Annotated in this window: 18 protein-coding genes and 1 tRNA gene; 8 read left to right on the top strand and 11 right to left on the bottom strand. The window is 68.5% G+C overall.

The genetic code is table 11. The features are described 5' to 3' along the window. Positions 1-74 precede the first annotated feature (74 nt). Positions 75-983: an NAD(P)-dependent oxidoreductase gene (locus tag ACQY8B_RS27295; RefSeq protein WP_422084770.1), complete on the top strand. Its 909-nt coding sequence runs from the start codon at positions 75-77 to the stop codon at positions 981-983. A 42-nt stretch (positions 984-1,025) separates the two neighbouring features. On the opposite strand, the gene ACQY8B_RS27290 is transcribed toward ACQY8B_RS27295, so the two are convergent. The 3 genes from ACQY8B_RS27290 to ACQY8B_RS27280 all read right to left on the bottom strand — a co-directional run bounded on the left by ACQY8B_RS27290 (position 1,026) and on the right by ACQY8B_RS27280 (position 2,928). Beyond that, positions 1,026-1,832, bottom strand: a complete 807-nt coding sequence (locus tag ACQY8B_RS27290) for a BON domain-containing protein (protein WP_422084769.1) — start codon at positions 1,830-1,832, stop codon at positions 1,026-1,028. Further along, the gene (locus ACQY8B_RS27285; protein ID WP_081266048.1) at positions 1,829-2,473 is read right to left on the bottom strand and encodes an SIS domain-containing protein; all 645 of its coding nucleotides are present in this window, start codon (positions 2,471-2,473) and stop codon (positions 1,829-1,831) included. Before ACQY8B_RS27285 ends, ACQY8B_RS27290 begins: the two co-directional genes overlap by 4 nt. An 86-nt stretch (positions 2,474-2,559) precedes the next feature. Continuing rightward, the gene (locus tag ACQY8B_RS27280; RefSeq protein ID WP_422084768.1) at positions 2,560-2,928 is read right to left on the bottom strand and encodes a YraN family protein; all 369 of its coding nucleotides are present in this window, start codon (positions 2,926-2,928) and stop codon (positions 2,560-2,562) included. A 46-nt stretch (positions 2,929-2,974) separates the two neighbouring features. Between ACQY8B_RS27280 and rsmI the strand changes: the two genes are divergently transcribed. Next, positions 2,975-3,922, top strand: coding sequence for a 16S rRNA (cytidine(1402)-2'-O)-methyltransferase (rsmI, locus tag ACQY8B_RS27275; RefSeq protein WP_422084767.1), 948 nt, complete (start codon positions 2,975-2,977; stop codon positions 3,920-3,922). Positions 3,923-3,937: 15 nt separating this feature from the next. Here the strand turns inward: rsmI and ACQY8B_RS27270 are convergent, their stop codons facing one another. Together ACQY8B_RS27270 and ACQY8B_RS27265 are read right to left on the bottom strand one after the other, a co-directional pair. Beyond that, positions 3,938-4,666, bottom strand: a complete 729-nt coding sequence (locus ACQY8B_RS27270; protein WP_422084765.1) for a glutathione S-transferase — start codon at positions 4,664-4,666, stop codon at positions 3,938-3,940. 90 nt (positions 4,667-4,756) lie between these two features. Beyond that, positions 4,757-5,560: a sulfite exporter TauE/SafE family protein gene (locus ACQY8B_RS27265; protein WP_422089120.1), complete on the bottom strand. Its 804-nt coding sequence runs from the start codon at positions 5,558-5,560 to the stop codon at positions 4,757-4,759. Between the two features lie 134 nt (positions 5,561-5,694). Between ACQY8B_RS27265 and ACQY8B_RS27260 the strand changes: the two genes are divergently transcribed. Further along, positions 5,695-6,462, top strand: coding sequence for an AraC family transcriptional regulator (locus tag ACQY8B_RS27260; RefSeq protein ID WP_422084764.1), 768 nt, complete (start codon positions 5,695-5,697; stop codon positions 6,460-6,462). A 27-nt stretch (positions 6,463-6,489) separates the two neighbouring features. On the opposite strand, the gene ACQY8B_RS27255 is transcribed toward ACQY8B_RS27260, so the two are convergent. From ACQY8B_RS27255 to ACQY8B_RS27245, 3 genes are all read right to left on the bottom strand, one after another. Beyond that, the gene (locus ACQY8B_RS27255) at positions 6,490-6,717 is read right to left on the bottom strand and encodes a hypothetical protein (RefSeq protein WP_422084763.1); all 228 of its coding nucleotides are present in this window, start codon (positions 6,715-6,717) and stop codon (positions 6,490-6,492) included. A 52-nt stretch (positions 6,718-6,769) separates the two neighbouring features. Next, positions 6,770-6,844 (bottom strand) — tRNA-Arg (locus tag ACQY8B_RS27250). A 41-nt stretch (positions 6,845-6,885) separates the two neighbouring features. Continuing rightward, positions 6,886-7,554: a TetR family transcriptional regulator gene (locus ACQY8B_RS27245; protein WP_422084762.1), complete on the bottom strand. Its 669-nt coding sequence runs from the start codon at positions 7,552-7,554 to the stop codon at positions 6,886-6,888. A gap of 179 nt (positions 7,555-7,733) precedes the next feature. Here ACQY8B_RS27245 and ACQY8B_RS27240 point away from each other — a divergent pair, with 179 nt between their 5' ends. From ACQY8B_RS27240 to ACQY8B_RS27225, 4 genes are all read left to right on the top strand, one after another. Further along, positions 7,734-8,999 carry an efflux RND transporter periplasmic adaptor subunit gene (locus ACQY8B_RS27240; protein ID WP_422084761.1) on the top strand — a complete coding sequence of 422 codons (1,266 nt, stop codon included), beginning with the start codon at positions 7,734-7,736 and terminating at the stop codon, positions 8,997-8,999. Positions 9,000-9,016: 17 nt separating this feature from the next. Continuing rightward, positions 9,017-12,181: an efflux RND transporter permease subunit gene (locus ACQY8B_RS27235; protein ID WP_422084760.1), complete on the top strand. Its 3,165-nt coding sequence runs from the start codon at positions 9,017-9,019 to the stop codon at positions 12,179-12,181. Next, positions 12,174-13,601, top strand: coding sequence for an efflux transporter outer membrane subunit (locus ACQY8B_RS27230; protein WP_422084759.1), 1,428 nt, complete (start codon positions 12,174-12,176; stop codon positions 13,599-13,601). Before ACQY8B_RS27235 ends, ACQY8B_RS27230 begins: the two co-directional genes overlap by 8 nt. Before the next feature lie 124 nt (positions 13,602-13,725). After that, positions 13,726-14,424, top strand: coding sequence for a c-type cytochrome (locus ACQY8B_RS27225; protein WP_422084758.1), 699 nt, complete (start codon positions 13,726-13,728; stop codon positions 14,422-14,424). A 48-nt stretch (positions 14,425-14,472) separates the two neighbouring features. On the opposite strand, the gene ACQY8B_RS27220 is transcribed toward ACQY8B_RS27225, so the two are convergent. The 3 genes from ACQY8B_RS27220 to ACQY8B_RS27210 all read right to left on the bottom strand — a co-directional run bounded on the left by ACQY8B_RS27220 (position 14,473) and on the right by ACQY8B_RS27210 (position 16,555). Continuing rightward, positions 14,473-15,039 (bottom strand): DUF2946 family protein, encoded by a 567-nt coding sequence (locus tag ACQY8B_RS27220; protein WP_422084757.1) that lies wholly within the window; start codon positions 15,037-15,039, stop codon positions 14,473-14,475. 19 nt (positions 15,040-15,058) lie between these two features. Then, positions 15,059-16,036 carry a YheT family hydrolase gene (locus ACQY8B_RS27215; protein WP_422089119.1) on the bottom strand — a complete coding sequence of 326 codons (978 nt, stop codon included), beginning with the start codon at positions 16,034-16,036 and terminating at the stop codon, positions 15,059-15,061. Between the two features lie 66 nt (positions 16,037-16,102). Further along, the gene (locus tag ACQY8B_RS27210) at positions 16,103-16,555 is read right to left on the bottom strand and encodes a YybH family protein (RefSeq protein WP_422084756.1); all 453 of its coding nucleotides are present in this window, start codon (positions 16,553-16,555) and stop codon (positions 16,103-16,105) included. 217 nt (positions 16,556-16,772) lie between these two features. Between ACQY8B_RS27210 and rutA the strand changes: the two genes are divergently transcribed. Next, positions 16,773-17,885: a pyrimidine utilization protein A gene (gene rutA, locus ACQY8B_RS27205; protein ID WP_422084755.1), complete on the top strand. Its 1,113-nt coding sequence runs from the start codon at positions 16,773-16,775 to the stop codon at positions 17,883-17,885. Positions 17,886-17,888 lie beyond the last annotated feature (3 nt).

Genomic DNA, 17,888 nt, shown 5'->3' with positions numbered 1-17,888 from the left:
TACCCAAACCTGTACGTTCACGTACAGGTTTGGGCCATCGCACCGGTCGCGGAATGGCTTTAAGCTGTCGCCCCATGAGCAGCATCAACACCCGCACCTACGAATCCGTCCCCGCGCAGACCGTCGCCTTCCTGGGCCTCGGCGTCATGGGCGGCCCCATGGCCGGCCACCTGGCCAAGGCCGGCCACAGCGTCACGGTCTACAACCGCACGCCAGCCAAGGCCCAGGCCTGGGCCGCCGAATTCGGCGCGCCCGGCCGCCACGCCCCGACCCCGCGCGAGGCCGCCGCCGGCGCCGACATCGTGTTCTGCTGCGTCGGCAACGACGACGACCTGCGCTCGGTGGTGCTGGGCGACGACGGCGCCTTCGCCGGCATGAAGAAGGGCGCGGCCTTCGTCGACCACACGACCGCCTCGGCCGACGTGGCGCGCGAACTGGCGAAGGCGGCGCAGGCGCTGGGCCTGCACTTCATCGACGCGCCTGTCTCGGGCGGCCAGGCCGGCGCGCAGAACGGCGCGCTCACCGTCATGTGCGGCGGCGACGCGGCCGTGTTCGAGCGCATCAAGCCGGTGGCGATGGCTTTCTCGCGCGCGGTCACGCTGCTGGGCGAGAGCGGCGCCGGCCAGCTCGCAAAGATGGTGAACCAGATCGCCATCGCGGGGCTGGTGCAGGGCCTGTCGGAAGCCATTGCCTTCGGCCAGCGCGCCGGGCTCGACATGGAAGCCGTGCTGGGCGTCATCAGCAAGGGCGCGGCCCAGAGCTGGCAGATGGAAAACCGCGGCAAGACCATGATCGAGGGCAAGTTCGACTACGGCTTCGCGGTCGACTGGATGCGCAAGGACCTGGGCCTGGTGCTCGACGAAGCCAAGCGCAACGGCGCGCGCGTGCCGGTGACGGCGCTGGTCGACCAGTTCTATGCCGACGTGCAGCAGGCCGGCGGACGGCGCTGGGACACCTCGAGCCTCATCACCCGCCTCAAATAAGAAAAGCCCGCTGAGCGGGCTTTTTCAATTCGGCGCTTTTCTTCAGCGAATCGGTGAGGTCGTCGCGCCGCTGGCGGGCAGCGGGTCCATCGGCGGCAGCGGCACGCGCGACGATGAAGAAGAAGCCGGCGCCGAGGTCGACGAAGGCGCCGACGGCGTAGCCGACGTCACCGGCGCGGGGCCCTGGCCGCCGCGTTGCGCCGCGGCCTGGTTCGCCGCCTGGCTGGCGGCCAGATCGGCCTCGGACACGATCTCGACCACGCGCACCACCTTCACCACGCCCGTCACGCCGCGCGTGATTTCGGTGGCGCGGTCGGTTTCGCGGCGGGTGGCGATGCCCATCAGGTAGACCACGCCGCGCTCCGTCACCACCTTGAACGAGTTGGCGAAGATGTCCTTGGCGTCGAGCAGCGAGGCCTTCACCTTGCCGGTGATGTACAGGTCGTTCGAGCGGTCCTGGAAAGTGCTCGAGCTGCCCACGGTCAGCTCGTTGACCACCGAGCGCACGTTGACGACGCGGCCCACCTCGTCCTCGACGCGGCGGCGGTCGGCGTCGCTGCCAACGGCGCCGGTCAGCAGCACCTGGCGGTTGTAGCTGGTGACGCTCACGTACATCTGGTCGTTGGCGATGTCGCGTACCCGTGCGGCGGCGCGAAGCTCGATGCCCTGGTCGTCGAGTTGCGCGCCCGAGCTGCGGCGGTCGGTCGCCACCATGCCCACGCCCACTACCGCGGCGCCGCCCACCACCAGCGGCACACAGGCGGAAAGGCCCGCGACCAGCGCGCCCCCCAGGGTGAGCGCGATGGCGAAACGTCGGGCCGGTGTCGTTTTCATGGTTGCGAGGGTCATGGGGAAACTTCCTGTTCTCCGAGTAACTGGGCGTCCACGCCGTCGCACAGGCAATGCAGCGCGAGCAGGTGGACTTCGTGGATGCGTGCCGCACGCTCGTGCGGCACGCTGATCTGGACGTCGGTTTCACGCAGCGCGCGGCCGATGGCGCCGCCGGTGCCGCTGCTGCCAGCGCCCGGCGCCGAAGGCGCGCCCGAGGCGGCATTGCCCAGCAGCGCGACCACGGTCATGTCGCGTTCGTGCGCGGCCGTCACGGCCGCGAGCACCGCCGCCGATTGGCCGCTGGCGCTCAGCGCGAGCAGCACGTCGCCGGCCTGGCCGAGCGCGCGCACCTGGCGGGCGAAGCGGTCGGCGTCGATGGCGTTGGCGCTGTCGGCATTGGGGTCGGTGGTGTCGCCGGGCAGCGCGATGGCGCCAAGCTCGGGCCGCTCGCGTTCGAAGCGGCCCACGAACTGCGCGGCGAACTGGGCCGCCAGCAGCCCCGACACGCCGGCACCGCAGGCGAGCACCTTGCCGCCGCTGGTCACGCAGGCCAGGATGGCCTGCATTGCCTGAGAGATGGGTTTGCTGAGGACCGGTCCGGTCTGGTATTTGAGGTCGGCACTATCGATGAAGTGCTGCTGAATCCGTTGCTCGAGCATGAGGCGGGATGATAACTGGGGGCTGTGAAACAAGACGTGTGAGTTGTGGAGCCTTCAAGAGGGCTTCAGTTCCCGCGAAAGAGGCATCAGCCGGCATCGAAGGCCGCCTGCAACCAGGTGATTTTCTCCTCGACCAGCACCACGTCGAAGCGGCACGGCGGCAGCGTGCGCAACTGGTTCAGGTAGTGCCGCGCCGCGAACACGATGCGCCGCTGCTTCAGGCCGGTGATGCTGCCGCCCGCGCCGCCGTGCGTGCCGGTGCTGCGCTGGCGGACCTCGACGAACACGAGCGTGTGGTCGCGCGGATCGCGCATGATCAGGTCGATCTCGCCGCCGCCGCGCCCGGGCGTCCGATAATTGCGCGCGACCAGCACCAGGCCGGCGTCCTGCAGATGTTCGAGCGCGGCGTCTTCCGCCGCATCGCCGCGATGCTTCGTTGTGGTGTCGGTCTTCATGGCTCCCTGCCTGCAATCTTCTTGTTCGATCTGACGGAGAAACCTCTTGGCTTCACTCGCCCCTGCTTCTTTCGGCGCCGCCCTCGCGGCCGCGCACGACGCCGCGGGTGCGCAGCATTATCCGCAAGGCACCCTCTACGTGGTCGCCACGCCGATCGGCAACCTGGCCGACATCACCTTGCGCGCGCTGCATGTGCTGCAGCTGGTCGACGCGATCGCCTGCGAGGACACGCGCCACACCCAGAGCCTGCTGCGCGCCTACGGCATCGACCGGCCCGGCGCGCGGCTGCTCGCGGTGCACCAGCACAACGAGGCCGAGGCCGCGCAGGCCGTGGTCGCCCGGCTCGCGCAGGGCGAACGCATCGCATATGTCAGCGATGCCGGCACGCCCGGCGTGAGCGACCCCGGCGCCCGGCTGGCCGCCGCCGTGCGCGCGGCCGGGCAACGCGTGCTGCCATTGCCGGGTGCCAGCAGCGTGACCACGCTGGTCGGCGCGGCGGGCCTGGTGGCCGACGGCGGCGACGGCAATGCCAGCAGCGCCTTCGTGTTTGCCGGCTTCCTGCCGAGCAAGGCCGGCGAGCGCGACACCGCCGTGCAGGCGCTGTCGCAGGAGCCCCGCGCCGTCGTGCTGCTGGAGGCGCCGCACCGCATCGAAAGCCTGGCGCGCGCGCTCGCGACGCTGGGCGAACGCCGCATCACCGTGGGCCGCGAGCTGACCAAGCAGTTCGAGGAAATCGCGACCGTGGCGGCCAGCGCCCTGCCCGACTGGTTCGACGCCGACCGCGACCGCACGCGCGGCGAGTTCGCGCTGGTGCTGCATCCGGTGGCGGTAAGCGGCGACGGCGGCGCCGAGGGCGAGCGGGTCCTGCGGCTGTTGCTGGCGGAACTGCCGGTGAAGACGGCGGTGAAGCTGGCCGCGGAAATCAGTGGTGCGCCGCGCAATACCTTGTATGAATTGGCGCTGTGCATTCGCAATGGCGCGGAAGATCAATAGCCGACGCGTCGGCTGTCAGCCGTCCAGTTCCGCATACCGCCTGAAGATCCCGTCTTCATTGAACGCTATACGCCGCGGACTCTGCAGGTAGTCGTGCACCCGCTGGCGGCGCTTGACGTTGCCGTGCAGCTTCTCGACCGCCGGCGTTGCATCCAGCGCGCGCGCCGTTGCCTTTGGGAACGCATAGCGCAGTCCATCCACCAGCTGGAACAGCGACAGGTCTGCGTAGGTCAGCGTGTCGCCGACCAGGTGCAGGCTGCCTGAGGGGTTGCGCTGCAGCACCTGTTCGAACCAGTTGAGGAACTTCGGGATGCGCTCTTCGCGAAAGGCCTTTGCGCGCTGCGTGGCGGCGTCGCGCTGGTCTTCGTAGTAGGCGCCGGTCGATATGGGATGGTGCGTGTCGTGCGCCTCTGCCACCGCGTCGGCGATGGTGAGCTGCAGCTGGTGCGTCCACAGCCCGTCGGACTCGCCCACGCCCGACAGGCCCAGCCGTGGCCCGAGGTACAGCAGGATCGCAGCGGTCTGGCCGACCACGATGTCGCCGTCGACAAGGAACGGCGGCGCGAACGCGGGGCGCGCGTTGCCCGCATCGCCGAGGAGGCGGCCCAGCGCGGACTCCCCACCGCCTTTCGATTCGGGCAGCCGCGCCACGTCGACGTAATCGGCACCGGCCGCCTCGAGCGCGAGCCGCACGAATTCACCGCGGCCCTGGATGGTGGGCCAGTAATGAAGTTGGTATGGCATGCGGCCATGGTGTCATGGCTCGGCGGGCCGCCGCAAGCCTTTGGCGCGAAGCATCGGCTTCGGCTGACATGCACGCTTTGACCCGCACGCTCAGCGCAGCACCATGCCCGCCAGCACCGCTACCAGCAGGCCCAGGTAGACCCAGGTGTGGATGCGGTCCGGAATGCGGCCGATCAGCGGCGCGGCCGCGCGCACGCCAACCAGCGAACCCGCCACCAGCGCGGCGAACGCGGGCATGTCGACGTAGCCGATGTGCCACCCTTCCAGCGACGAGGCCGAGTTCCATGCGAGCCCCATGTAGGTCGCGGTGCCGGCCAGCGCAACAGGCAGCGACAACGGGTTGGCCATGGCTGTGGCATGCGTCATGGCGGCGCCCCGGCGGCGCATCAGCGGCACGGTCATGACGCTGCCGCCCACGCCGAGGAACGCGGCAATCAGCCCGATGACGAAGCTGCCGAAGGTCGCGACCTTCCCCGACAGCGGGCGTGCCACGGCAGGTGCGGTGTGCGCGAGAAAACCGGGGCGGAACACGCAATCGAGGATGGTCGCACCGAGGTACGCGATGAAGGCCCAGCGCACGAACTCGCCATCGGCCGCAACAGCCGCTGCAGCTCCCACCACGGCACCTGCGCCGATGGGCCGCAGCAGCGGGCGCACCTGAGCCCAGTCGAGCGTGCCGGCGCGTTGGTGCCGCCGCGTGGCGAGCATGGCGCTGACGATCATCACGCAGGTCGAAGTGGCCACGGCGATGTGCATGGCGGCCTGGCCGGTGGCGCTGTCCGCGCCGTACTCCGCGATCAGCGCCCGGTAGAGCAACGGAACGACGACGAAGCCGCCGCCAAAGCCGAACAGCACGGTGGTGACGCCCGCCAGGCAACCGAAGCCGGCAAGCATGAGATAGATCGACACGAAACGCTCCTGTGCATTGAGACAAGGCCGTTACGATAGGTCTGCATGGCTTGGCGCGCTTGCGCACGTAGGCCAATAATGTTTGCGTTCCGGCCAACCTTCTTTTCTGCCACCACGCCATGCGCAATGTCCCGCTCGACTCCGTGGATGCCATCGCCCGCGCGGTGCTGGCCATAGGCACCGACTACCCGCCGGGCACGATGCTGCACACGCACAGCCACCGGCGCGCGCAGTTGCTGTACGGCGCCACCGGCGTGATGGAAGTCGGCACCGACGACGGCGCCTGGGTGGTGCCGCCGCAGCGCGGCGTGTGGATTCCGGCCGGCAAGCCGCACCGGGTGCGCATGCTCGGGGTGAGCACGCGCAGCCTCTACATCGAGCCGCGCGACGTGCCGCGCAAGGGCGACCAGTGCGAGGTGCTGAACGTGTCGCCGCTGCTGCGCCAGTTGCTGATGGAAGCCATCGAGGTGCCGGCCGAATACGACAGGCAAGGCCGCGACGGTGTGCTGATGCGCCTCGTGCTGCACGAGGTGGCGCGCGCCGAGGCCTTGCCGCTGCTGCACGTGCCGCTGCCGCGCGACCAGGCGCTGGCGGGGCTTTGCGTGGAATTTCTCAGGCGGCCTGACATCCACGCGGCGCCGTCGGCGTGGGCCGCGCGGCTGAACGTCAGCGAACGCACCTTCAACCGCCGCTTCAGCCTTGAGACAGGCATGGCCTTTGGCAAATGGCGCCAGCGCGCCTGTGTGCTGGTGGCGCTGTCACGGCTCGCGGCGGGCGAGCCGGTGACGGTGGTGGCGCTGGACATGGGCTACGACAGCCCGGGCGCGTTCTCGACGATGTTCCGCAAGACGCTGGGGCGCCCGCCCTCGCATTTCATGATGGCCTAGCGGCGCTCCGGGCGCCGGGGCGCAGGTTCACCAGAACTTCCACCACGGCCGCGGCGCCCGCCGCAGCGCCAGCGGGCGGGTGTCGAGGTCGTCGGTGTTCTGCGGCGCGATGGAGTCGCCCGAGCGGCGCCGCAGTTCGGTTTCGAGGGCATGGGCGATGCCGCGCGCCTTTTTCTCGCCGCGCAACGCGCGCCGCCGCCATTCGGCGGCATGCGCTGCCAGGCTGGCCTCGTCCAGATCAGTCAACTCCGTCATGGGTGGGGAAAAAGAAAAACCGGAAGCTTTTGGGAGCTTCCGGTCTGGTATGTGGTCCCGCCGCCAGGAATCGAACCTGGATCTCAGCCTTCGGAGGGCCGAATTCTATCCGTTGAAATACAGCGAGAGAGGGGTCCGGCAAGCACCGGAGCCAGACATTATGGCCTATCAGGCGGCCTCTGTTTCGGCTTCGTCCGCAACCGCCGCTCCGGACAGCAGCGCACCGAAGCCCAGGCCCGCCAGATACACCCTGAAGGTGCGCCTGCCGGTGGGCACGAGATCGAAGGCCTCGGGGTCGAGCAGCCAGTTCTGGATGAGCCCGCTGATGAGCGCATGCAGCCCCTGCGCGGCCATTGCGCCCGGTACGGGCAGCTTGATGCGGGCACGGCGGGCGGCCAGCCGAAGGGCCTTTTCGAAGTCAGCGACGCAGGCGTTGCGGGCGTCGAGGTGGCGCTGCTGAACGGAAGCCATGTCGTGCGTGTATTCGACCTTGTGGGTCGCCACGTCGAACACGCGGCGCACCTGCGGGTCGGTGGCCATGAGGGTCAGCGCGTGGACCATGCCCTCTTCTATCTCGGCCAGCGGATCGTCGATGCCGCTGGCGCTGGTGGCCCTGGGGCCTGCTTCGAGCGGAAGGATGACGCGCTCCATCATGGCGTTGAACAGGTCTGCCTTGTCCTTGAAATGCCAATAGATGGCGCCGCGCGTCGCGCCGGCCTGCTGCGCGATCTGCTGCAGCGTGGTCTGCGAGACGCCTTGCGCCTGAAACAAAAGCTCCGCGGCATCGAGCAACCGATGCCGCGTGGCCATTGCTTCTTCCTTCGTACGACGTGCCACCAAGTCTCCTGATTTGTAAAGCAACGCCCTTTCCCGATCGTGGGGCCATTGCACTACCGTCACTATACATCCATGAATGTATGTAAACTACCGGGCTTCCCCGATGGCCCGCCTGCCCGTACAGGTTTCCGGCTCGCCCGAGAACGCGCCATCTCCCGTCTTCGCTTCAAAGGAATCGCATGCCTCTCCTGCATGTCTCGCGTCAATCGTCCTTTTCGCCGCGTCTCGCGACCGTGGCCGCCGTTGTCCTGCTGGTCCTCGCGGGCTGTGGCAAGGGCGATGCGCCTGCCGCCCAGGGCGGCGGCGGCGGCGCCCGCCCCGCGCCCGAAGTGGGCGTGGTGGTGGCTGCGCCGACCGATGTCGGCCTCGTCACCGAGTTGCCGGGCCGCCTCGAAGCCTCCCGCGTCGCCCAGGTTCGCGCCCGCGCGGCCGGCATCCTGCTGAAGCGCGAATTCCGCGAAGGCAGCGACGTGAAGGCCGGCCAGCTGCTGTTCCGCATCGACCCCGCACCGCTGGTCGCCGCCGCCCAGAACGCCCAGGCCACGCTGGCCCGCGCCGAAGCCAATGCCGTGCAGGCCAAGGCCCTGGCCGACCGCTACAAGCCGCTGGTCGAGGCCAACGCCGTGAGCAAGCAGGAATACGCCACGGCAGTGGCCTCGCAGAAAACGGCCGAAGCCGACGTGGTTGCCGGCCGGGCCGCCGTGCAGACCGCCAAGATCAACCTCGGCTATGCCGACGTGACCTCGCCCATCGCCGGGCGCATCGGTCGTGCCCTCGTGACCGAAGGCGCGCTGGTGGGCCAGGGAGACGCCACAGAGCTGGCCGTGGTGCAGCAGATCAACCCCGTGTACGTCAATTTCACGCAGTCGGCCACCGACGTGCTGAAGCTGCGCCGTGCCGTGGCCGACGGCCAGTACAAGCGCGCCGGCGGCGGCGAAGCCGCCAGCATCCGCGTGGTGCTGGAAGACGGCAGCGACTACCCGCTGGAAGGCAAGCTGCTGTTCTCCGACCTCACGGTCGACGCGACCACGGGCCAGATCACGCTGCGCGCCGAAGTGCCCAACCCCAAGGGCGAACTGCTGCCGGGCCTGTATGTGCGCGTGAAGCTGGAGCAGGCGCAGGCCACCAACGCCATCACGCTGCCGCAGCAGGCCGTGACCCGCACCCAGCAGGGCGACACCGTCTCGGTGGTGAGCGCCGACGGCAAGATCAGCCAGCGCACGGTGAAGATCAGCGCCGCCAAGGACAACCAGTGGGTGGTGCTCGACGGCCTGAAGGCCGGCGAACAGGTGATGGTCGACGGCTTCCAGAAGCTGCAGATGATGCCGCCCGGCACGCCCGTGAAGGCGGTGCCCTGGAAGAAGCCCGACCCGAATGCCGCTCCGGCGGCCCCCGCTGCCCCGGGCGCAGCCCCCGCCGCAGCCCCTGCTGCCGAGAAGAAGTAAGTTAGGAGCGCGCCCGCATGGCCAAATTTTTTATCGACCGCCCGATCTTTGCCTGGGTGATCGCGCTGTTCATCCTGGTGATGGGCAGCGTCGCAATCACCCAGCTGCCGATCTCGCAGTACCCGCCGGTGGCCCCTCCGGCCATCGTGATCAACGCCGCCTACCCCGGCGCGTCGGCCCAGACGCTCGAGGACAGCGTGCTGTCCGTGATCGAACGCGAAATGAACGGCTCGCCAGGGCTGATCTACATGGAATCCGTGGCGCAAGCCGACGGCACCGGCACCATCACCATCAGCTTCGAGCAGGGCACCGACCCCGACCTCGCGCAGGTGGACGTGCAGAACCGGCTGTCGCGCGCAACCCCGCGCCTGCCGGCCACGGTGACGCAGCAAGGCGTGCGCGTGGACAAGTCGCGCAACAACTTCCTGCTGTTCACGATCCTCTCGTCCGACAACCCCGCCTACGACCCGGTGGCACTGGGCGACTACGCCTCGCGCAACATCGTTCCTGAACTGCAGCGCATTCCCGGCGTGGGCCAGGCGCAGCTGTTCGGCACCGAAAACGCGATGCGCATCTGGATCGACCCGGCCAAGCTGCAGGGCTACAACCTGTCGCCGGCCGACGTGAACAACGCGATCAAGGCGCAGAACGCCCAGGTGGCTTCCGGCACCATCGGCGACCTGCCGAACGTGCCGGGCCAGGCCATCGCCGCCACCGTGGTGGTGAACGGCCAACTCGCCAACGTCGACCAGTTCAAGGAAATCGTGCTGCGCGCCAACACCGACGGCTCGACCGTGCGGCTGAAGGACGTGGCCCGCGTGGAACTGGGCGGCCAGGCCTATGCCACGTCGGCGCGCCTGAACGGCCAGCCGGCCGTGGGCGTGGGCGTGCAGCAGACGCCCACGGGCAACGCGCTGCAGACCGCCAAGGCCGTGCGCGCCAAGATGGACGAGCTGTCCAAGTACTTTCCGCAGGGCGTGAAGTGGGCCATTCCGTACGACAGCTCGCGCTTCGTGAGCATCTCGATCACCGAAGTGGTCAAGACGCTGCTGGAAGCCGTGGCGCTGGTGTTCGTGGTGATGTTCATCTTCCTGCAGAACTGGCGCTACACGATCATCCCGACCATCGTGGTGCCGGTGGCGCTGCTGGGCACCTTCGCCACGCTGCTGGCGCTGGGCTTCTCGATCAACGTGCTGACCATGTTCGGCATGGTGCTGGTGATCGGCATCGTGGTGGACGATGCCATCGTGGTGGTGGAGAACGTCGAGCGCATCATGAGCGAAGAGGGGCTCTCGCCGCTCGAAGCCACGCGCAAGGCCATGAAGCAGATCTCGGGCGCCATCATCGGCGTGACCGTGGTGCTGATCTCGGTGTTCGTGCCGCTGGCGTTCTTCGCCGGCTCGACCGGCAACATCTACCGGCAGTTCTCGGCGGTGATGGTGGCGTCGATCGCGTTCTCGGCCTTCATGGCCCTGTCGCTCACGCCCGCGCTTTGCGCCACGCTGCTCAAGCCGGTGGAAGCCGGCCACCACCACGAGAAGCGCGGCTTCTTCGGCTGGTTCAACCGGGTGTTCACGCGCACGGCCAAGGGCTATGAAAGCGTGGTCTCGCGCCTGCTGCGCCGCGCGGCGCGCTACCTCATCATCTACGCGGCGATCATCGGCGCGGTGGTGGTGGCCTACATGCGCCTGCCGAGCTCGTTCCTGCCGCAGGAAGACCAGGGCAACATCATCGTGAACGTGCAGTTGCCGCCGGGCGCCACGCAAGAGCGCGCGTTGTCGGTCATGCAGCAGGTCGAAGGCTTCATCCTGAAGCAGCCCGAAGTGCAGAGCATGGTGGGCGTGATGGGCTTCAGCTTCTCCGGCCAGGGCCAGAACGCCGGCCTCGCCTTCGTGACGCTGAAGGACTGGGACGAACGCAAGGATCCGGCCCACTCCGCCAGCGCGCTGGCCGGGCGTGCCTTCGGTGCGCTGTCGGGCATCCGCGACGCCTTCATCTACCCGCTGAGCCCGCCGCCCATTCCCGAACTGGGCAATGCCACCGGCTTCAGCTTCCGCCTGCAGGACCGCTCGGGCGCGGGCCACGAGGCGCTGGTGAACGCACGCAACCAGTTGCTGGGCATGGCGGGGCAGAGCAAGATCCTGGCGCAGGTTCGCCCTGACGGCCTGGAAGACGCGCCGCAGCTGCAGATCGACATCGACCGCGACAAGGCCAACGCCCTGGGCGTGACCTTCGACTCGATCAACTCGACGCTGTCGACCGCGCTGGGCTCCAGCTACGTGAACGACTTCCCGAACCGCGGCCGCCTGCAGCGCGTGGTGGTGCAGGCCGATGCGCCGGCCCGCATGCAGCCCGACGACCTGCTGAAGCTGAACGCCAGCAACAGCCAGGGCCTGCCGGTGCCGCTCGCGGCTTTCGCGACCACCAAGTGGGTCAAGGGCGCCACGCAGACGGTGCGCTACAACGGCTACCCCGCGATCCGGATCAGCGGCGACGCGGCACCCGGCTTCAGCACGGGCGCCGCGATGGCCGAGATGGAAAAGCTCGCCGCGCAACTGCCGGCAGGCTTCGGCTTCGAATGGACCGGCCAGTCGCGTGAAGAAAAGCTCGCGGGCTCGCAGTCGATCATTCTTTACGGCTTCGCGATCCTGGCGGTGTTCCTCTGCCTGGCAGCGCTGTACGAGAGCTGGACGATTCCGCTGGCGGTGATCCTGGTGGTGCCGCTGGGCGTGATCGGGGTGCTGCTGGCGACCATGCTGCGCTCGTATTCGAACGACGTGTACTTCCAGGTGGGCCTGATCACCATCATCGGGCTGTCCGCGAAGAACGCGATTCTGATCATCGAGTTCGCGAAGGACCTGCAGGCACAAGGCAAGGGTGTCGTGGAAGCGGCCCTCACCGCGGCCCACCTGCGGTTCCGCCCGATCATCATGACGTCGCTGGCCTTCGGGCTGGGCGTGCTGCCGCTGTTCCTCGCCTCGGGCGCGGGCTCGGCCAGCCAGCGTGCCATCGGCACCGGCGTGATCGGCGGGATGATCACCGGCACTGCCCTGGCGGTGTTCTTCGTACCTATCTTCTTCGTGGTGGTGCGCACGCTGTTCAAGGGCAGCGCACGACAACGCGAGGCCGACAAGCGGCACGCCGCGGCCGCCGGCATCGAAGAGGAACCCAAGCATGACTAAGAAACTGATTCCTACCGCCCTGGCCGCCGCGATGCTGCTGGCCGGCTGCTCGCTGATCCCGACCTACGAGCGCCCTGCCGCGCCGGTGCCGACCACCTTCCCGGGTGACCCGGCGCAGCCGGCCGGACAGGCCGCGGCCAACCTGGCCTGGCAGGACTTCTTCACCGACCCGCGCCTGGCGGGCCTGATCCAGACGGCGCTGTCGAACAACCGCGACCTGCGTGTGTCGGTGCTCAACATCGAGCAGGCGCGCGCGCAGTTCCAGATCCAGCGCTCGGCGCTGTTCCCGGCGCTGGGCCTGACGGGCTCGGGCTCGCGCTCGGGTCCCAACCCGTACCAGGGCATCGAGCCCGGCGCGGGCAGCGTGGCCTCGCAGTACAGCGTCAACTTCGGCTTCACGGCCTGGGAGCTGGACTTCTTCGGCCGCATCCGCGCGCTGAAGGACCAGGCCCTGGCGCAGTACCTGGCCACCGACGAAACGCGCAAGGCGGTGCAGATCAGCCTGATCGCGTCGGTCGCGAACGGCTGGCTCACGCTGCTGGCCGACGACGAGCTGCTCGAGATCACGCGCCAGACCCTGGTCACGCGCGAAGAGTCGGTGCGCCTCACGAAGCTGCGCTTCGACAACGGCGTGTCGTCCGAGCTCGATTTCCAGGCTTCGAACGGCCAGCTCGAAAGCGCGCGCGCTGCCTATGCGCAGCAACTGCGCACCCGCGCGGAGGACGAGAACGCCCTCGCCCTGCTGCTGGGCGCGCCGGTGCCCGCCGACGCCACGGCGGGTGGCGCCAAGGGCCTCGCCGGCATCAAGCCGATGCCCGACGTGCCGGCCGGCCTGCCCTCCGACCTGCTGGCCGAGCGCCCGGACATCCGCGCGGCGGAGCAGCAGCTGATCGCGGCCAACGCCAACATCGGCGCGGCGCGCGCGAACTTCTTCCCGCGCGTGTCGCTGACCAGCTCCATCGGCACCGCGAGCACCGAGTTCTCGGGCCTGTTCGACCGCGGCTCCAAGGCCTGGTCGTTCGCGCCGACGGTGACGCTGCCGATCTTCAATGCAGGCAGCAACCGCGCGACCCTCGAGTCGGCCAAGGCCGGGCGCGAGATTGCGGTGGCGCAATACGAGAAGTCGATCCAGACGGCGTTCCGCGAAGTGGCCGATGCGCTCGCGGGCCGCGCCACGCTGGGCGAGCAGGTGCGCGCGCAGCGTGCGCAAGCCGATGCGGAGGCGGTGCGCTTCAAGCTGTCCGACCTGCGCTACCGCAACGGCATCGCCAGCGCGCTCGACCTGCTCGACGCGCAGCGCTCGCTGTTCACGGCGCAGCAGTCGGCCGTGACCACGCAGCTGCTGCAGCTGCAGAACCAGGTCACGCTGTACAAGACGCTGGGCGGCGGCTGGGCCACGCGCGACGGCAGCAAGGGCTGATGCGTTGAGAAACTTCGGCGTCCGCTAAGGGTAGGTCCCTTGCCCGCTTGGGCAAGGGGTCTCTCTATAATCGCTGGTTGGTTAGGAAAAGCCCCCCGACGAGCCCCCGATATTGAGGACGCCAATGAGCGCAGACCCGCATTACCAGGCCACAGAAGAAGCCCACACCGGGCCGATCAAGAACCCGAAGCAGCTGCTTCTCGCGGTATTTTTTTCCTTCATTGCCCCGATCCTGATCATCGTGGGTCTTGTCTCCTACGTGGTCTCGGGCGACAAGCCCTCGGGCACCGCGCAGGGTGACAACATGTCCCTCTACGGCGTGACCAAGGAAGCGCGCGACCGCGAAGTGGCGGAACGTCTCAAGAAGGTCGGCGCCATCGAGATCCGCGACGCCAACCGTCCGCTGGCCACCGGCGAGACCGTCTTCAAGGCCCAGTGCGCCACCTGCCACGGCTCGCCCGGCATTCCCGGTGCGCCGCACTTCCAGGATGCCGCAGCCTGGGGCCCGCGCATCGGCCAGGGCTATGCCACGCTTCTCGAACATGCATTGAAGGGCAAGGGCGCCATGCCCGCCCAGGGCGGCGGCGACTTCGAAGACCTCGAAGTGGGCCGTGCCGTGGTCTACATGGCCAATGCAGGCGGCGCCAAGTTCCCGGTGCCCGATCGCCCGGCCCCGGCCGCCTCCGCCGATGCACCCGCCGCCGAAGGCGCTGCTGGAGCGGCTCCCGCAGCATCTGCAGCCGGCGCTGCACCCGCAGCCCCTGCGGCCCCCGCAGCGGCAGCAGCCCCTGCACCCGCGGCAAGCGCTCCCGCCGCCAACTAGGCGTTTACCCTAGTCTCGAGAACGAAGCCGGCCCAGCGCCGGCTTTTTTCATGGGCGTGCGGTCTCTGCTGCAGCAGCGGCTTCGGCGTGGTGTTGCGCCGGGCTCAACACGTGCCTGAAGCGGCCGGGCAGTTGCCCGGCACGCACTTCCTCCGGCGTCCAGAGACCGCGTTCGATGGCCTCCGCCGCGATGCCGACGTCCTGCGTGTGCACCAGCCCCAGCCCGATCGGCGAAGAGAGGTAGAGCCTGCCGTCCTCGTCGAGGAGGCATCCAGTCACCTCGGCGGGCTGCCCGGTGTGCGCGGTGACCGTGAAGCCGTCGCCCTGCTCGGCCACGCGCCACACCAGCGGCGCCGCCTCCAGTTCCACGTACACGCGCTGCGGCCCGTTCTGGAAGAACCACTGCCCCTCGTCGTCGTGCTCGTAGTTGCGGTGAATGAATTCGATCAGCTTGTCGTGCCTGAGCATCGACCCCTTCGCCAAGGGAAAGGGGCCTTGGGCCTGCGTGCGGTCGTCGCGCATGTACCAGTTGCCGCGAGCGTCCAGACCGAGCCAGCCGTAGCAGTGAGGCACGTTGGGCCATTTGGCGAGTGCCTGTTTGACGATGTCATCCATAAAGCTATTTTGCTCGCCGTCAGGCGTGGCGGGCCAGCCAGCCGCCTACGCGCTCGGGCATGCCGCGCACATGCCCCGGCGGCAGCCCCATGGGAAAGCCCACGTGGCCGCCATGCGCGGGCTGCCACAGCGTGACGTGCGCACCCACCTCGCCGGGCAGCGGCAGGCTGCTGGCGGGAATGAACGGGTCGTTGCGCGCGTTCACCACCAGCGCGGGCACGCGGATCGATGCCAGGTGCGGCTTGGCCGAGCCCCGGGCCCAGTAGTCGTCGGCGTCGCGAAAGCCGTGCAGGGGCGCGGTGAAGATGTCGTCGAAGGTGTAGAGGTCGCGCGCGGCCAGCAGGCGGTCGCGGTCGAACAGGCCCGGGAACTGCGCCAGCTTGGCCATGGCCTTGGGCTTCATGGTCGCGAGGAACATGCGCGTGTAGACCAGCTTGTTGAAGCCCCGGCCGATGGCTTCGCCACCCGCCGCGAGGTCGAGCGGCGCGCACACCGAGGCCACCGCGTTCACCACGCCGCCAGCCGTTTCACCGGCCTCCGAAGCCCATCGCATGAGCGCATTGCCGCCGAGCGACACGCCCGCGGCCAGCACCGGGCCGCCGCACTTGCCCGCATGCTGTTCGCGCATGCGCGTGAGGATCCAGCCGATCTCCTCGAAGTCGCCCGAGTGATAAGCGCGTGGCGCCAGGTTCAGCTCGCCGCTGCAGCCGCGGAAATGCGGCACCGCGAAGGCCATGCCCTGCGATGCGGCGAATGCGGCAAAGGCTTCGGCGTAATGGCTGCGCGATGAACCCTCCAGGCCGTGGAACAGCACCAGCAGCGGCGCCTGCTGCCGGGGCGCATCGACGAAGTCGACGTCGATGAAGTCGCCGTCGGGCGTCTGCCAGCGCTCACGCCGGTAGACCGGCGCCGGCCCGTCGAAGCGACGTGCATAGAGCGCGGGCCAGATCGTCTGCAGGTTGCCGCCGGGCAGCCAGCGCGGCGCCATGTAGCCCATGGCCGTGAAGGGCGAGGGGCCTGAAGAAGAAGAGGAAGGCGCGGAAGGAACGAAGGACGGCATCTATCAATGCAGGGTCTGGGGCGGATCGTTGGCGTCGTCGGGTTCGCGCGCGCTGCCGGGGCTCGCATGGTGCGCCACCAGCCGCCAGCCCTGCGCGGTCTTGTGATAGACGTTGGTGGCCAGCACGAAGGCGTGTCGCGGGCCCTCGGCCGTGAGCACCTCGATGCGCTCCAGCACGTTGTGCACGGCGCTGGCGAGCGATTCGATCTTGCGCACCCGCGCGGGCGTGGCATGGATGGCGCCGTTGCCGAACATCTGCTCGAAGGCGGCGCGGATCGCGGCCGCGCCCACCAGCCGCGGGCCGCCGGGGTGCACGCAGAACACCTCGTCCTCGTCGGCCCAGCAGGCCATCAGCGCATCGATGTCGCCGCGTTGCAGCGCTTCGTAGAAGGCCGCTTCGACGTCGTCGGCAGTGCCGCCGATGGCCGCGGCGGCGCGGAGTGGAGTCTTGGGCATGGCGTGATTCTGCCGCGCCGTCGGTGACGAGGGGACTGCACCGCTTTGGCACGGGCCGCACCGCGGTGCCGCAATCCTGGCGAATCGCCTGCTCCGTTTTGGACCAAATGGTCAAACACAAGACGAAGAATTCTCCCAAGCCATTGATTAATAACAACTTATCCAGCTGGCACGCCGCATGCAAGGAGCTGCGCAATCACGCAACAGGAGTCCTTCCATGAACGTCGGCATCTTCATTCCCATCGGCAACAACGGCTGGCTGCTTTCCGAAAACGCCCCCCAGTACAAGCCCAGCTTCGAGCTCAACAAGCAGATCACGCTGAAGGCCGAGCGCTACGGCGTCGACTTCGCGCTGTCCATGATCAAGCTGCGCGGCTTCGGCGGCAAGACGGAGTTCTGGGACCACAACCTGGAGTCGTTCACGCTCATGGCCGGCCTCGCGGCCGTCACCAGCAAGATCAAGCTGTTTGCTACGGCAGCATCGCTGGTCATGCCGCCGGCCATCGTCGCGCGCATGTCGTCGACCATCGACTCCATCTCCAACGGTCGCTTCGGCCTGAACCTCGTCACCGGCTGGCAGCGGCCCGAGTACTCGCAGATGGGCATGTGGCCCGGCGACCAGTTCTTCGGCACGCGCTACCAGTACCTCAGCGAATACATCCAGGTGCTGCGCGACCTCTGGGGCACCGGCCAGTCGGACTTCAAGGGCGAGCATTTCAAGATGGACGACTGCCGCATGAGCCCGCAGCCGCAGGCCGACATGAAGGTGATCTGCGCCGGCCAGAGCGACGCGGGCATGGAGTTCTCCGCCAGGTACGCCGACTACAACTTCTGCTTCGGCAAGGGCGTGAACACGCCCAAGGCCTTCGCGCCCGCGGCCCAGAAGCTCATCGAGGCCACCGCGAAGACCGGCCGCCACGTCACCACCTACGTGCTGATGATGGTGATTGCCGACGAGACCGACGAAGCTGCGCGCGCCAAGTGGGAGCACTACAAGGCCGGCGCCGACCACGAAGCAATTGCATGGCTGGGCCAGCAGGGCGCGGCCGACACCAAGTCGGGCGCCGACACCAACGTGCGCCAGATGGCCGACCCGACCTCGGCCGTGAACATCAACATGGGCACGCTGGTGGGTTCGTACGCAAGCGTGGCGCGCATGCTCGACGAAGTGGCCGAGGTGCCCGGCACCGAAGGCGTGCTGCTGACCTTCGACGACTTCGTGCAAGGCGTGGAAGCCTTCGGCGAGCGCATCCAGCCGCTCATGAAGAGCCGCGCGCACGTGCAGAGCCCCGTGCCCTCGCAGGTCGAGCCCGAGCGCCTCGCGGCCTGAACA

Origin of the sequence: Variovorax sp., from assembly GCF_965279555.1 — a bacterium.
Classification (GTDB): domain Bacteria; phylum Pseudomonadota; class Gammaproteobacteria; order Burkholderiales; family Burkholderiaceae_C; genus Variovorax.
Note: the sequence above shows the minus strand (reverse complement) of the source record. Positions and strands in the feature narration are given on the sequence as shown.

Excerpts from the sequence above, each read along its gene's own strand:
- ACQY8B_RS27295 (WP_422084770.1), top strand. The coding sequence starts at position 75 with ATGAGCAGCATCAACACCCGCACCTACGAATCCGTCCCCGCGCAGACC.
- ACQY8B_RS27290 (WP_422084769.1), bottom strand. The coding sequence starts at position 1,832 with ATGACCCTCGCAACCATGAAAACGACACCGGCCCGACGTTTCGCCATC.
- ACQY8B_RS27285 (WP_081266048.1), bottom strand. The coding sequence starts at position 2,473 with ATGCTCGAGCAACGGATTCAGCAGCACTTCATCGATAGTGCCGACCTC.
- ACQY8B_RS27280 (WP_422084768.1), bottom strand. The coding sequence starts at position 2,928 with ATGAAGACCGACACCACAACGAAGCATCGCGGCGATGCGGCGGAAGAC.
- ACQY8B_RS27270 (WP_422084765.1), bottom strand. The coding sequence starts at position 4,666 with ATGCCATACCAACTTCATTACTGGCCCACCATCCAGGGCCGCGGTGAA.
- ACQY8B_RS27265 (WP_422089120.1), bottom strand. The coding sequence starts at position 5,560 with ATGCTTGCCGGCTTCGGTTGCCTGGCGGGCGTCACCACCGTGCTGTTC.
- ACQY8B_RS27260 (WP_422084764.1), top strand. The coding sequence starts at position 5,695 with ATGCGCAATGTCCCGCTCGACTCCGTGGATGCCATCGCCCGCGCGGTG.
- ACQY8B_RS27255 (WP_422084763.1), bottom strand. The coding sequence starts at position 6,717 with ATGACGGAGTTGACTGATCTGGACGAGGCCAGCCTGGCAGCGCATGCC.
- ACQY8B_RS27240 (WP_422084761.1), top strand. The coding sequence starts at position 7,734 with ATGCCTCTCCTGCATGTCTCGCGTCAATCGTCCTTTTCGCCGCGTCTC.
- ACQY8B_RS27235 (WP_422084760.1), top strand. The coding sequence starts at position 9,017 with ATGGCCAAATTTTTTATCGACCGCCCGATCTTTGCCTGGGTGATCGCG.
- ACQY8B_RS27230 (WP_422084759.1), top strand. The coding sequence starts at position 12,174 with ATGACTAAGAAACTGATTCCTACCGCCCTGGCCGCCGCGATGCTGCTG.
- ACQY8B_RS27225 (WP_422084758.1), top strand. The coding sequence starts at position 13,726 with ATGAGCGCAGACCCGCATTACCAGGCCACAGAAGAAGCCCACACCGGG.
- ACQY8B_RS27220 (WP_422084757.1), bottom strand. The coding sequence starts at position 15,039 with ATGGATGACATCGTCAAACAGGCACTCGCCAAATGGCCCAACGTGCCT.
- ACQY8B_RS27215 (WP_422089119.1), bottom strand. The coding sequence starts at position 16,036 with ATGGGCTACATGGCGCCGCGCTGGCTGCCCGGCGGCAACCTGCAGACG.
- ACQY8B_RS27210 (WP_422084756.1), bottom strand. The coding sequence starts at position 16,555 with ATGCCCAAGACTCCACTCCGCGCCGCCGCGGCCATCGGCGGCACTGCC.
- rutA (WP_422084755.1), top strand. The coding sequence starts at position 16,773 with ATGAACGTCGGCATCTTCATTCCCATCGGCAACAACGGCTGGCTGCTT.